Below are 12,491 nucleotides of genomic sequence, written 5' to 3'. Positions count from 1 at the left end.
GACCGGCACCGTCGCGGTCGTACGCGACGTGAGGGCGCCAGCACTCGCGCCACAGCGGCGGCGACGATCTCGGCCGGCGTTCCGGTGCCGAACGACATGCGGTAGCCCGGTACTTCGCCGAAGCCCGTGCCTGCGGCCGTCCTTCGAGCTGATGTACACGTCCGCGCGGTCATCACGAGCGTGGACTGACCGGGACCGAGCTGCCATTCGTATAGACGCAAGGCGTTGATGGTCGTGGCGAATCCAGGACCGGCAGGAACCACGGTCACAGGAAAACACCTCTCTGACCTGCTACTTCTCGCAAGGTCGTCTACGTTGACATGCTTCACGCACCAGTGAACCCAGTCGCACGGGGGTGAGCACGCCGGGAGCGCCGGAGCCGGTGCTGCCGGCACACGTGCGATGGTTCTCGCGCTCCCGTCGACCCCGCTGTCAGTAGGGTTCAAATCACTTCGGGCTCATCTCCCCAGGTGAGCCCGGTCTCGGCTCCACGATCAAGCCCATCCCTTTCGGTGGACCTCGTGCCGTGCCCGGGCGGCCGTGTTCGTCGCGTCGTCGTAATCCAGGCGGCCCCGGCATGCGCCAGGCGATCGTGCATCCGCGCCCACTCCGGCGGACCCACGCCCGACTCGTCGTACCGCACGTCGTGCTCCGCTATCGAATCCGTCACTGGATCAGCCATGCCGACCGGCCCAAGTGATGAGTTTTCGCGCCCGCACCCGTCACACCTACGACGGGACACCACGAGACGGAAGGTTGACGTGATGAGGGCGGACACGCGGGAGGAGCTGTGCGTGAGCGGGCTGGGCGAGGTCGACGAGCCGGCGTTCTCGGGGCTGGCGGAGCGGCACCGGCGGGAGCTGCACGTGCACTGCTACCGGATGCTCGGGTCGTTCGAGGACGCCGAGGACACCGTGCAGGAGACGTTCCTCCGTGCCTGGCGGCGGCGGGAGACCTTCGAGGGGCGGTCGACGTTCCGGGCCTGGCTGTATCGGATCGCCACCAACGCGTGCCTGGATCTGCTCGCCAAGTGCCGCCCGGAGCCCGCGACCGGCGGCGAGGTGCTGTGGCTGCAGCCCTACCCGGACCGGCTGCTCGACGAGCTACCCGCGGGCGACGCGGACGAGCCGGAGACCGTCGCCGTCGCGCGGGAGACGATCGAGCTGGCGTACCTGGTCGCAGTCCAGCACCTCGCGCCGCGCCCGCGGGCCGTGCTGATCCTTCGGGACCTGCTCGGCTGGCCGGCGAAGGACGTCGCGGGGTGCCTCGGGGACTCCGTCAACTCCGTGAACAGCGCGCTGCAGCGGGCCCGCGCCGGCATGCGTGAGCACCTGCCCACCGAGCGGCAGGACTGGACCGGCGGTGAACAGGACGCCGGGACGCGCGAGCTGGTGCGCCGCTTCACCGACGCCAGCGTGGCCACGGACATCCCGGCGCTCGCCGCGATGCTGCGGGACGACGTGCGCTGTTCGATGCCGCCTACGCCGGGCCTTTACGTCGGCCGCGACACGGTGATCAACAACTGGATCGAGGACGGCTTCGAGGGCATGACGGGCCTGCGCACCGTCCCCACCACCGTGAACCGGCAGCCCGCCGTCGCCTTCTACCACTGGCGGGACCAGGAAGGCGGGTATCTGCCGCTGACGATCGACGTCCTGCGCGTCACCGGCGGCGCGATCACCGAGATCGTCACGTTCCACGACGACCAGTTCCTGCGGCTCGGGCTGCCTGGGCGCCTGCCAGCGGACGGCACGGAGTAGGTCCTGAGTGGGGAGTGAGGCTCACCCCCGCACACGCGGAGGTGAGCCGTCTCGCATCGGACGACTTGACGCCGGGGGAACTCTGTCCGCGCGAGCGGAGGCGAGGGAGAACTTATGCGGCCCCTGTGACATGGAAGCTGTCGCCCCCTCGCCTCCGCTCGCGCGAAAAGCTGTTGCGCGCCGAACACGGCCACCTGTCTGCATCGGCTCACCTCCGCAAATACGGAGAAGACACCCTCAACACCTCACTTACCGCTCAAGTGTGCACATCAGGAGTGCAGCATCCACTTGCTTGCCAGGGGACCGACTTCGTGACCAGGCCGGGCACTCACAACGTCCGCTAGCACAAGCGCGTAGGAGTACCCGCTCCGATACATTTCAGAGGCCGTTAAGTCCGTTTCCAGCTAGTGGCCCGGTCCGGGTTGGGTGAGGAGGCCGTGGCGGGCGAGGCCGCTGCGGTGGAGGTTCATGTCTGGGGCGTCGGTGGGCAGGTCGAGTAGTCGTGCCGTGCACGATCTGCTGATAGGCGGTGCCTTGGTCGTGAGGACCGGACAGGGATCGGATATTCGTTGCTCTGTCCGCCCCATGAGGACGCAAGATGGTGCGCATGACCTTGGCCACCCCCATACTGCACACCGCTCGCCTGCGACTTCGGCCCTTCACCGACGCCGACGCGGACCTTCTCTTCGCGCTGCACAGCAGCACCTACGTTATGCGCTACTGGGACTCGCCGCCGTGGACCGAACGGGCCCGCGCTGAACGCTTCGTCGCGATGTGCCGGAAGATGGCGGACGAAGGCACCGGGGCGCGGGTGGCCATCGACCGTGCTTCTGACGGGGCCTTCGTCGGCTGGTGCGGTCTGACCGGATGGGACAAGGACTATCGCAGCGCGTCGTTGGGCTACGTCCTCGACGATGCGATGTGGGGCCACGGTTTCGCGACGGAGGCCGCGCACGCCTTGCTGCAGTGGGCATTCGACACACTGGAACTGAATCGAGTTCAGGCCGAGGCCGATACGCGCAACGTGGCATCTGCCCGCGTCCTGGAGAAGATCGGTTTCGTGCGTGAAGGGACGTTGCGGGAAGACTGCGTGGTGAACGGCGAGGTCTCCGACTCGTGGGTGTTCGGGTTGCTCAGGCGAGAGTGGCGGCCGTCGGCTGTGCCGATTCCAGCCCGCGAAGTGCGGCGTTAAGTCCGTTTCTGGCCCCGGCCTCACCCACCTGGGCGAGGCCGGGGCCGGCCCGCTGATGGCCAAGTCGAGACACGGGAAGCCGGAGAACGTCCGCCGCGCGCCGGGCCACAGCAGGTGCTGATCGCGACGCCTGCTATGAGGTGGGGGCGGCCCACAGATCGGTGCTGTGGGCTCCGATGAGAGCGCTGATGTGGGTGAGTGCATCACTGACCGGCTGCGGGTCGAGTCGGCGTCCGTCGCGCAAGCGCAGTGCGACGTGATCGTCAGCGGCCTCCTTGGCACCGATGACGGCTTGGTAGGGAACCAGGCGGGCCTCTCGGATTCGGGCGCCCAGGCTGCCGCGGTCGGGTCCCGCGATCTGGGCGCGCAGCCCGAGGCGGGTGCAGCGCTGGGCGAGGGCTGCGGCATTCGGCAGTTCGGTGTCGGAGATCGGGAGAATGACCAGCTGAGTGGGGGCGAGCCAGGCGGGGAAGGCGCCGCCGTGCTGTTCGATGAGATGGGCGACGGCTCGTTCCACGCTGCCGATGATGCTCCGGTGGACCATGACCGGGCGGTGTTTGGCGCCGTCCGCGCCGATGTAGTGCAGGTCGAACTGCTCGGGCTGATGGAAGTCGACCTGGACGGTGGACAGGGTGGACTCCCGGCCGGCACCGTCGGTGACCTGGACGTCGATCTTGGGGCCGTAGAACGCGGCCTCGCCCTCGGCCGCCTCGTAGGGCAGGCCGGAGCGGTCGAGGACGTCGGTCAGCAGTGCGGTGGAGCGCTGCCACTTCTCGGGTGCGGCGACGTACTTGCCCCCAGGCCCCGGGAGGGAGAGCCGGTACCGAGTGGGGGTGATACCGAGCGCCTCGTACGCCCGGCGGATCATCTCCAGCGCCGCCTGCGCCTCCACGGCGACCTGGTCCAGGGTGCAGAAGATGTGCGCGTCATTGAGCTGGATCGCCCGCACCCGGGTCAGCCCGCCGAGCACGCCCGAGAGTTCGGAACGGTACATGCCGCCCAGTTCGGCCATCCGCAGGGGCAGTTCGCGGTAGCTGTGGGAGCGGGAGCGGTAGATCACCGCGTGATGGGGGCACAGGCTCGGCCGCAGGACGACCTGCTCCCCGCCGAGGTCCATCGGGGGGAACATGTCGTCGCTGTAGTGCGCCCAGTGCCCCGAGATCTCGTACAGCTCCCGCTTGCCGAGGACCGGTGAGTACACGTGCTGGTAGCCCGCCCGGCGCTCGGCGGCACGGATGTACTCCTCCAGGGTGTGCCTCACGGCCGCGCCTTCGGGCAGCCAGTACGGCAGGCCGGCGCCGATCAGCGGATCGGTGTCGAACAGGCTCAGTTCGCGGCCGAGCTTGCGGTGGTCGTGCACGGTGGTCATCGCGGTCTCCTTGCTGGTTGCGGGGCAAGTGACCGGGCCTACGACGAAGCCCCGGGGCACTTGCCCCGGGGCTTCGGATCAGATCATCTGTCAGCGCGCCGGGACACTCTCCGGCGTCGTCGTCACAGCAGCGCGCTTCATGTCCCAGACGTTAGCAGGAAGCGGCTGTGTCCACATGGTCATTCCTCATCAGGAGTGCCCGGGTCACGCGGGGGACGTCGTGCAAGGTGGGCTTTGCCGAGATCTTTGCCGAGATCATCGACGGCTGCGGGGAACTGCTGACGTTCTACGATTTCCCTGCCGCACACTGGATCCACTCGCGGACCACGAACCCTGTCGAGTCCGCCCGCGACGTTCGAGAACGGCCACCTCATGGAGAGAGAGGAGAGCGCGGCCTGATGGCCATCCCAGAACCACTCAGCGAGGGTGAACTCGACGCGCTCGACGAACTCGCGCAGGCTGCCACGCCCGGACCCTGGTTCGTTCGCGGCCTCGACGACGAGCACGCGATGCACCTCGTCGCCGTGAGCACCACGCCGGACACCGGCCCGGGCGGGCGCTGGCCGAACTTCGACCACCGCGAGATCGTAGCCGCGACCCTGGTCCAGCAGCCCCGCTACGTGGATGCCGCTGACGAGCGGTGGGACGAGAACGCGCAGTTCATCGCCACCGCCCGCGAAGCCGTCCCGCGCCTCGTCGCAGAGATCAGACGTCTGCGCAGAGAGCTGGAGGCGGGCGGCAACCACAGCGGATCAAGAGAATTGAGCTGATCCACAACTATTGACTATTGCTCGTCAGGACGACTCCCTGGTGCACTCCGCCTTGTCGGTGCTCGGGCGGCTTTGATCAGGGCGTTGAAGATTGCCTGTTGGGCTGGGTCGGTGGATGCGGTGTCCTCGGGGTGCCATTGGACGGCCAGGAACCAGCCGGGGGTGTTCGGGGCTTCGATGGCTTCCACGGTGCCGTCGGTGGCGCGGGCGGTGATGGTCAGGCCGGTGCCTAGGCGGTCGATGTGCTGGTGGTGGTAGCAGGATGCCTCGATCCGGTCGGTGCCGGTGACGCGGGCGGTGGTGGAGCCGGGGGTGAGGTGGACGGGGTGCCGGACGTGGCGGTGGTCGCGGCCGGGGCCGCCCATGTCCTGGTGCAGGGTGCCGTTCAGGGCGGTGTTGACCACCTGGAGGCCGCGGCAGATCGCCAGCAGCGGCAGCCCCAGCGCGGCTGCCTGCCGGGCGGCCTCCAGGTCGAAGGCGTCCTGCTCGTCGTCCACGTCGTAGACGCTCGCGTGGGCGTGCCCGGCCCCGTAGCGGTGCGGGGCGAGGTCTCCGCCGCCGGGCAGCAGCAGGCCGTCGAAGCGGGCGAGCCGGGCGGCGGTGTCCGCCGGGTCGGCCCGGCCGCCGGGGGCGTACGGGTGGATGGTGGCGGGTTCGCCGCCCGCCCGCCAGACGGCCTCGACCAGGGCGCGGGCGTTGACCTCGGCGGCGTGGCGCAGTGCCGTGGCGCCGGTGGAGAAGCGGGCGGGTATCGCGATGAGGGGGCGGGCGGGGCCGGTCACAGCCGTATCCAGGTGGTCTTGAGTTCGGTGTACTTCTCCAGGGCGTGGGCGGACTTGTCGCGGCCGTTGCCGGACTGCTTCATGCCGCCGAAGGGGACGGTCAGGTCGCCCTCCTCGTAGCAGTTGACCCAGACGGTGCCGGCGCGCAGGGCGCGGGAGACCCGGTGCGCGGTGGACAGGTCCGACGTCCACAGCCCGGCCGCCAGGCCGTACTCGGTGGCGTTGGCGAGGGCCACCGCCTCCTCGATGTCGTCGAACGGGAGGACGGAGAGGACGGGCCCGAAGACCTCTTCGCGGGCGAGCGCCGAGCCGGGGTCGACCCGGTCGAAGACGGTGGGCCGCAGATACGTCCCGCCGGTCTCCAGCAGGGTCCGTTCGCCGCCGGTGCGCAGCCGGGCCCCGGCGTCGACGGCGGTGTGGATGTGGCCGAGGACCCGGTCGAGGTGGTCCTGTCCGGCCAGGGCGCCCATTTCGGTCTCCGGGTCGAGGGGGTCGCCGACGCGCAGGGTGCGGGCCCGTTCGACGATCGCCTCGGTGACCTGCTCGGCGACGGAGGAGTGCACGAGGAGCCGGGAGGGCGCGGTGCACATCTCGCCCTGGTTGAAGAAGATGCCCCAGGCCGCGGTGGCGGCGGCTTCGGCCAGGTCGGGCGCGTCGGGGAGGATGATGTTGGGGGATTTGCCGCCCAGTTCGAGCCAGACGCGCTTGAGGTTGGAGTCGGCGGCGTAGCGCAGGTAGTGGCGGCCCACGGCGGTGGAGCCGGTGAAGGCGAGGACGTCGACGCCGGGGTGGAGGCCGAGGGCGCGTCCGGTGACCGGTCCGTCGCCGGCCACGACGTTGAGGACTCCGGGCGGCAGTCCGGCCGCGGCCGCGATCCTGGCGAGCAGCAGCGCGGACAGCGGGGACTTCTCCGAGGGCTTGAGGACGACCGTGCAGCCTGCGGCGAGCGCGGGCGCGATCTTCCAGCCGGCCAGGGTGAGCGGGAAGTTCCAGGGCACGACCGCGCCCACGACGCCCGTCGGTTCGCGGGTGACCAGGGCGAGGGAGTCGGGCTCGGTGTGCGGGGACTCGTCGGTGAGTTTGTCGGCGAGCTGCCCGTACCAGCGGAACGTGGTGATCAGGGCGCGCAGTTCGATGGTGTACGCGTCGGTGACGGGCTTGCCCATCTCCAGGCTGACGGTGAGGGCGAGGTCGGCGCGGTGCTCCTCGATCAGGTCGGCGACGCGCAGCAGGACGCGGCCGCGTTCGGCGGGGGCGAGCCGGGGCCAGGGCCCTTCGTCGAAGGCGCGGCGGGCGGCGGCGACGGCGAGGTCCACCTCGGCCGCACCGCCGTCCGCGACCTCGGCCAGTGCCTTGCCGTCGCGGGGCGAGACGACGGTGAACGTGCGGCCGCCCTCGTGGGCGCGGCCGTCGATGAAGTGCGCGCCGGACGGGCGGAGGGCCGCGGCCCGGCGTATCCAGTCGTCGTGGGTGGCGTCCACCGTGCGTCCTCGTTTCGGTCAGGTGGGGTCGAGAGTGGTGTCGGGGGTGGTGTCGGGGGTGGTTCGTGCGTCGGTGTCGACCAGGCGTTCGAGCAGGGTGCGCAGTTCCGCCAGGGCCTCCTCCGTCACCTCGCGCTCGCCGAAGACCAGCTGGTGCAGGACCAGGCCCTCCAGCGCCGCGAAGACCAGCCGGGACAGCCCCCGGTCGACGGGCCGGGACAGGATGCGGGCCAGATCACGGCGCGCGGTCTCGAAGTACTCGTCGTACAGGGCGCGCAGCCTGGGCATCAGGTCCGGCCTGCGCCTGGCCTCCAGGAGCAGTTCGTACTGGAACGCCTGGAGGTCGGGGCCCGTCTCCACCATGCTGCCCAGGCCCTCGGCGAACTCCCCGGCCCGTTCGGCGCCGGTGTCCAGGGAGCTGACGTCGAGCGAGGAACGGAAGGCGTGGTCCACGGCCTCCTCGATGAGGGCGTCGCGGGAGCCGAAGTGGTGGACGACGAGTCCGTGGGTGACCCCGGCCTCCTCGGCGACGGCCCGGTAGGTCAGGCCGCGCAGCCCGCCCCGGGCGACCACGCGCACGGCGGCGTCCAGCAGGGCGCCGCGCCCCGATCCGTAGTTGGTGACGGGCTTGCGGGTGCCGGTGGGGCGGGCGTCTTCGCTCATGGCGTGGAGGCTACCGGCGGCGTGATCGTCAGCGCCTGGGCGGCCGGATGCCGCGGAACTCCCAGTCGCCGCCGAGCGCGGTGGACAGCACTTCCTCGGACTCGGTGGGCTGGGCGCCCACGTCGGTGCGGATCGCGGTGGGTCCGGTGACGATGTGGTTGGTGAGCCGGCCGAGGCCCTCGACCTCGACCTCGACGACGTCGCCGGGGGCGACCGGCCGGGAGTTGGCCGGGGTGCCGGAGAGCAGGACGTCGCCGGGGTACAGGGTGATGGTGCGGGCGATGTCGGCGACCAGGTAGTGCATGTCCCAGGTCATCTCGTCGGTGGAGCCGTCCTGGACGACCTGGCCGTTGACGTAGGTCCGCAGCCGCTTGCCCCGGAAGTCCCAGTCGGTGACGAGGCCGGGGCCGAGCGGGCACAGGGTGTCGGAGCCCTTGACCCGGAGCATGGACCCGGCGTCGGTGTCCCGGAAGTCGTGCAGGCCGTAGTCGTTGGCCACGGTGTAGCCGGCGATGTAGTGGCCCGCGTCGGCCGGGGAGATGTTGCGGGCGGTGCGGCCGATGACGATGGCGACCTCGCCCTCGTAGTTGAGCCAGCGGCAGCCCTCGGGGCGGACCACGGCGCCCCGGTGGGCGTTGAGGGCCGAGGTCGGCTTGTGGAAGTACGTGGGGGTGTCGGGCAGGCCGATCCGGAACTCGTCGACGCGGCTGCGGTGGTTGAGGTGTACCGCGATCACCTTGGACGGGACGACGGGCGGCAGGTGGTGGGCGTCCTCGACGCGCACGCGGCGGCCGTCTCCGGCGACGAGTTCGTCGCCGTCGCGGACCGTCTCGACGATCGCGCCGTCGAGCAGGACGCGGCGGTACTCGGGCATGGTGGAGCCTTTCTGGCGGTTCAGGCGGAGGCGGGGGCCGGCTGCCCGGGGGCGGTGCCGGTCCAGCCGGTGTCGGGGCGGTCGAACCAGAGCAGGACCTGGCCGGTGCCGACGGAGTTCTCGTACTCCCCGTACTGGCGGCCCGGTGCGGTGCAGGCCCGTTCGCCGAGCGCGCCGGCCATCATCAGGTAGTGGAAGAACTTCGCCTCCGGCCGGAAGGCCCAGAAGTCGTCCATGGTGTCCAGGACCCGGTCGTGGCGGCCCTCCCTGAACCAGGCGATGCGCTCCTCGTCGGCGGCCCGTGCCTCGGGCGAGAAGATGTGGGCCGGGTCGCTGGCCTCGTGGTCGCGCAGTTGGCGCAGCGGCCAGAAGGTGTGCGAGAGCGCTCCGGAGGCGATGAGCAGGACGCGGCGGCCCGGAGTGGCGGCGATGCCGTCGGCCAGGGCGCGGCCCAGGCGCAGATGGTCCTCCATGTCGCCGGTCTGGCAGACCCCGATGGAGACCCAACGCTTGTCCGTCAGGCCCTCGCCGAGGTACTTCCACAGGTTGGTCGTGGCGTAGTACACGGGCAGGTACGCGTCGTCGATCGGGGTGATCCAGGTGTCGTGCCGGTCGGCGAACGAGGCGATGTTGCGGGCGAGTTCGGGGTCGCCGCGGTAGTCGTAGGGCATCCGGCACATGCCGCGCGGCAGTTCCTCGGACGTGTAGAGGCCGGAGCGGCGTTCCTGGGCGGTGACGACGAACTCGACGGTGGTGGCCCAGTGGGAGTCCAGGACGACGACGGTGTCGTAGTCGTCGCGTTCGAACACGTCGCGGCGCAATTGCCGCAGGCCGGTGACGAGGCTGATCTCCTTGCCCTCGTTCAGCTCCCGGCGGGTGGTCTCGGGGAGCACGATGGTGGGTACGTGGGCGAGCAGCCCCGCTCCCGTGATCTCACCCATGGGGCTGCCATCCCTTCGGGGCGGTGACGGTGTTCTTGACGTCGCAGTAGAAGTCGAAGCTCCAGGTGCCGCCCTCGCGGCCGACGCCGGACTGGCGGGCGCCGCCGAAGGGGGCCTTGAGGTCGCGTACGAAGAAGCAGTTCACCCAGACGGTGCCGGCGACGAGCCGGGCGGTGACCCGGTCGGCACGCTCCGGGTCGCCGGTGGCGAGGGTGGCGGCCAGTCCGAAGCGGGTGTCGTTGGCGAGGCGTACGGCCTCGTCCTCGCCGGTGAAGGTCTGGAGGGTCAGGACCGGTCCGAAGACCTCCTCCTGGACGATCTCGGAGTCCTGGCGCACGTCCGTGAGGAGGGTGGGGAGGTAGTACTGCCCGGTGCCGCGCCGGCCGCCGAGGAGGGTCCGGGCCCCGGCGTCGAGCGCCCGGCGTACGAATCCGTCGATCTTGTCCAGCTGGCGGGGGTGGATGGTGGGGCCGATGTCGGTGGCCTCGTCGCGCGGGTCGCCCTGGCGGAGCCGGGAGGCGCGGGCGACCAGGCGCTGGGTGAACTCCTCGGCGACGGACTCCTCGACGAGAATGCGGGTGGCCGCCAGGCACACCTGGCCCGCGTTGTCGTACTGCTCGGCGGCGAGGTCGGCGGCGAGGTCGAGATCGGCGTCGGCGAAGACCAGCAGCGGGGACTTGCCGCCCAGTTCGAGGCTGAGCGGGGTGAGGTGGGCGGCCGCGGAGGCGGCGATGTGCCGTGCGGTGGGCACCGAGCCGGTGAAGCTGATGCGGCGCACGTCGGGGTGGGCGGTGAGGGCGTCGCCGACTTCGGCGCCGTAACCCTGGACCACGTTGAGGACACCGGCGGGCAGGCCCGCTTCGGCGGCGATGTCGGCGAGCAGCGAGGCGGTCAGCGGGGACCACTCGGCGGGCTTGAGGACGACGGTGTTGCCGGCCGCGAGGGCGGGGGCGACCTTCCAGGTGGCGAGCATCAGCGGGGCGTTCCACGGGGTGATCAGGACGCAGGGTCCGGCCGGGTCCCAGCTGACGTGGTTGGTGTGGTCGCGGGTGGTGAAGTCGTCGTGGCCCAGGGAGAGCAGCCAGTCGGCGAAGAAGCGGAAGTTGTGGGCGACGCGGGGCATGACGCCGCGCAGGTGGGAGCGGAGCAGGGCGCCGTTGTCCGCGGTCTCCACGGCGGCCAGTTCTTCGAGGCGCCGTTCGACGCCGTCGGCGACGGCGTGCAGGAGGCGGGCGCGTTCGGCCCTCGGGGTGGCGGCCCAGCCGGGGAAGGCGGCCTTGGCGGCGGCGACGGCGGCCTCGGCCTCGGCGGGGGTGCCGCGCGCGATCTCGCCGAGGGCGGCGCCGTCGATGGGCGAGTGGTCGGTGAAGGTGTGGGCGGAGGCGACGCGCCGGCCGCCGATGTAGTGGCGGGTGTCGACGGCGACCCCGGCGACGGTGACGCGGTGCGGGGGCGCGGGCGCGGGGCCATCGGCCGGCGCGGGGCGGTCGGCCGGGTCGTGGTGGACCGTGGCGTCGTGGTGGACCACGGAGTCGTGGACCACGGGATCGTCGTGGACCGTGCGGTCTTCGTGGGCCGTGCGGTCGTCGTGGACCGCGGAGTCGTCGTGGACCGTGCGGTCGTCCGTGGGGTGGTCGTGGGGCATGTCCGCTCTCCTGGCCTGTCGTTCGGGGGTCACTCGGCGCCGGAGGTGCCGGATTCGAGGAGTCGGCCCCCGTCCCACACCACACCCACCTGCCGGTAGTAGGCGGCGATGGGTTCGCGGACTTCGAGGCGGGCGAGTTCCTCGGTGGGTGCCTCGAAGAGTTCGAGTTCGGCGTCGCCGGTCCAGGCCGGGCCGGCCTCGAAGGCGGCGGCGCCGGACACGACCAGCTCGTCCAGGGCGAGGCCGCCGCCCTTCTCGATGGAGGGCAGCCAGCGGTGGTGGGCCATCGGGTGGGCGTTGACGAAGCCGTTGGTCTCGGACGGCTCGCGCAGGGTGACCACGGCCTGGGCCAGGCGGCGGTCGGCGGCGGCGAGGGTGGCGCCGAAGCGGGCGCCCGCCTCGATGCGCGGGGCCGGCCCGTAGGGGTGGGGGCGGGTCTGGTGGATGGAGCCGAGCTTCTTCGGATAGCCCTGATGCAGTCCACGGGCGATGGCGAAGTCCTTGTCGACCCAGATGTGGACGCAGCGGCTGTAGGTCCGGCCGCGGTACGCGCAGCGCACGACCGCGAACGCCTCCTTGTACTGGGCGAGCACCGGGTCGAGCAGTTCGGCCCCCTCGGCGGCGCAGGACTGCCAGTCGGCCCAGATCAGGGCCACCGCGCCGGGGTCCTCGTCGGCGAGTTCCAGGGGCTCGGGCAGCAGTTCGCGGACGCGGGCGGGGTCGGTGCGGTACTCCACGGTGAGCAGGTCGCCGGAGTAGTGCCAGGGCGGCGAGGGGATCAGCGACGACACACCGGTCGCCGTCTTGGGGTGGAAGTATCCACGGACTCGGGTCACTTCGGCTTCCTTCTGCGGTGAGGGCGGCCGGGCCGGACGGGGCGGCACCGGAGGCGTGCCGGGGCGGGTCCGGTCCGGCGGTCCAGCGGTCCGGACGGGGGCGGCGGTCCCGCGGCTTGCTCGATGCTCAACAAGATAGGAAGTCGTATACGGTTTTGCAATACCTATCCGGATGGAT

General features: G+C 71.1%; 11 protein-coding genes and 2 pseudogenes. 4 read left to right on the top strand and 9 right to left on the bottom strand.

Annotated elements, in window-relative coordinates; all coding sequences use genetic code 11:
* Window positions 1-20: 20 nt before the first annotated feature.
* Window positions 21-269 (bottom strand): annotated as a pseudogene (locus DNK56_RS36315) (DUF317 domain-containing protein); the annotation flags it as partial.
* Window positions 270-764: 495 nt separating this feature from the next.
* Here DNK56_RS36315 and DNK56_RS31055 point away from each other — a divergent pair.
* From DNK56_RS31055 to DNK56_RS36875, 3 genes and pseudogenes are all read left to right on the top strand, one after another.
* Window positions 765-1,760: an RNA polymerase subunit sigma-70 gene (locus DNK56_RS31055; protein WP_111339086.1), complete on the top strand. Its 996-nt coding sequence runs from the start codon at window positions 765-767 to the stop codon at window positions 1,758-1,760.
* Between the two features lie 607 nt (window positions 1,761-2,367).
* A complete protein-coding gene (locus DNK56_RS31050) occupies window positions 2,368-2,952 on the top strand; it encodes a GNAT family N-acetyltransferase (RefSeq protein ID WP_111339693.1) in 585 nt (194 codons plus the stop codon).
* A 16-nt stretch (window positions 2,953-2,968) separates the two neighbouring features.
* Window positions 2,969-3,073, top strand: a pseudogene (locus DNK56_RS36875) (site-specific integrase); the annotation flags it as partial.
* Between the two features lie 12 nt (window positions 3,074-3,085).
* On the opposite strand, the gene thrS reads toward DNK56_RS36875, so the two are convergent.
* Entirely contained in the window at window positions 3,086-4,312 is a 1,227-nt protein-coding gene (thrS, locus tag DNK56_RS31040) for a threonine--tRNA ligase (RefSeq protein WP_111339692.1), read from the bottom strand.
* 407 nt (window positions 4,313-4,719) lie between these two features.
* Here thrS and DNK56_RS31035 point away from each other — a divergent pair, with 407 nt between their 5' ends.
* Window positions 4,720-5,091 (top strand): hypothetical protein, encoded by a 372-nt coding sequence (locus tag DNK56_RS31035; protein ID WP_199563569.1) that lies wholly within the window; start codon window positions 4,720-4,722, stop codon window positions 5,089-5,091.
* Window positions 5,092-5,105: 14 nt separating this feature from the next.
* Here DNK56_RS31035 and DNK56_RS31030 read toward each other — a convergent pair whose 3' ends face one another.
* From DNK56_RS31030 to DNK56_RS31000, 7 genes are read right to left on the bottom strand one after another with little or no spacing between them, the layout of a single operon-like run.
* Complete coding sequence (locus DNK56_RS31030) at window positions 5,106-5,873, bottom strand: gamma-glutamyl-gamma-aminobutyrate hydrolase family protein (RefSeq protein WP_111339085.1); 768 nt, start codon at window positions 5,871-5,873, stop codon at window positions 5,106-5,108.
* Window positions 5,870-7,354, bottom strand: a complete 1,485-nt coding sequence (locus tag DNK56_RS31025) for an aldehyde dehydrogenase (protein ID WP_111339084.1) — start codon at window positions 7,352-7,354, stop codon at window positions 5,870-5,872. Before DNK56_RS31025 ends, DNK56_RS31030 begins: the two co-directional genes overlap by 4 nt.
* A gap of 18 nt (window positions 7,355-7,372) precedes the next feature.
* Window positions 7,373-8,017: a TetR/AcrR family transcriptional regulator gene (locus DNK56_RS31020; RefSeq protein ID WP_111339083.1), complete on the bottom strand. Its 645-nt coding sequence runs from the start codon at window positions 8,015-8,017 to the stop codon at window positions 7,373-7,375.
* A 28-nt stretch (window positions 8,018-8,045) separates the two neighbouring features.
* Window positions 8,046-8,891: a fumarylacetoacetate hydrolase family protein gene (locus DNK56_RS31015; RefSeq protein WP_111339082.1), complete on the bottom strand. Its 846-nt coding sequence runs from the start codon at window positions 8,889-8,891 to the stop codon at window positions 8,046-8,048.
* Window positions 8,892-8,911: 20 nt separating this feature from the next.
* Complete coding sequence (locus DNK56_RS31010; protein WP_111339081.1) at window positions 8,912-9,832, bottom strand: 3,4-dihydroxyphenylacetate 2,3-dioxygenase; 921 nt, start codon at window positions 9,830-9,832, stop codon at window positions 8,912-8,914.
* Window positions 9,825-11,477, bottom strand: coding sequence for an aldehyde dehydrogenase (locus tag DNK56_RS31005; protein ID WP_241990142.1), 1,653 nt, complete (start codon window positions 11,475-11,477; stop codon window positions 9,825-9,827). The genes DNK56_RS31010 and DNK56_RS31005 overlap by 8 nt, the downstream gene beginning before the upstream one ends.
* Before the next feature lie 29 nt (window positions 11,478-11,506).
* A complete protein-coding gene (locus DNK56_RS31000) occupies window positions 11,507-12,313 on the bottom strand; it encodes an acetoacetate decarboxylase family protein (protein ID WP_111339080.1) in 807 nt (268 codons plus the stop codon).
* Between the last annotated feature and the right edge of the window lie 178 nt (window positions 12,314-12,491).

Origin of the sequence: Streptomyces sp. AC1-42W, assembly GCF_003248355.1 — a bacterium.
Classification (GTDB): Bacteria; Actinomycetota; Actinomycetes; order Streptomycetales; family Streptomycetaceae; genus Streptomyces.
Note: the sequence above shows the minus strand (reverse complement) of the source record. Positions and strands in the feature narration are given on the sequence as shown.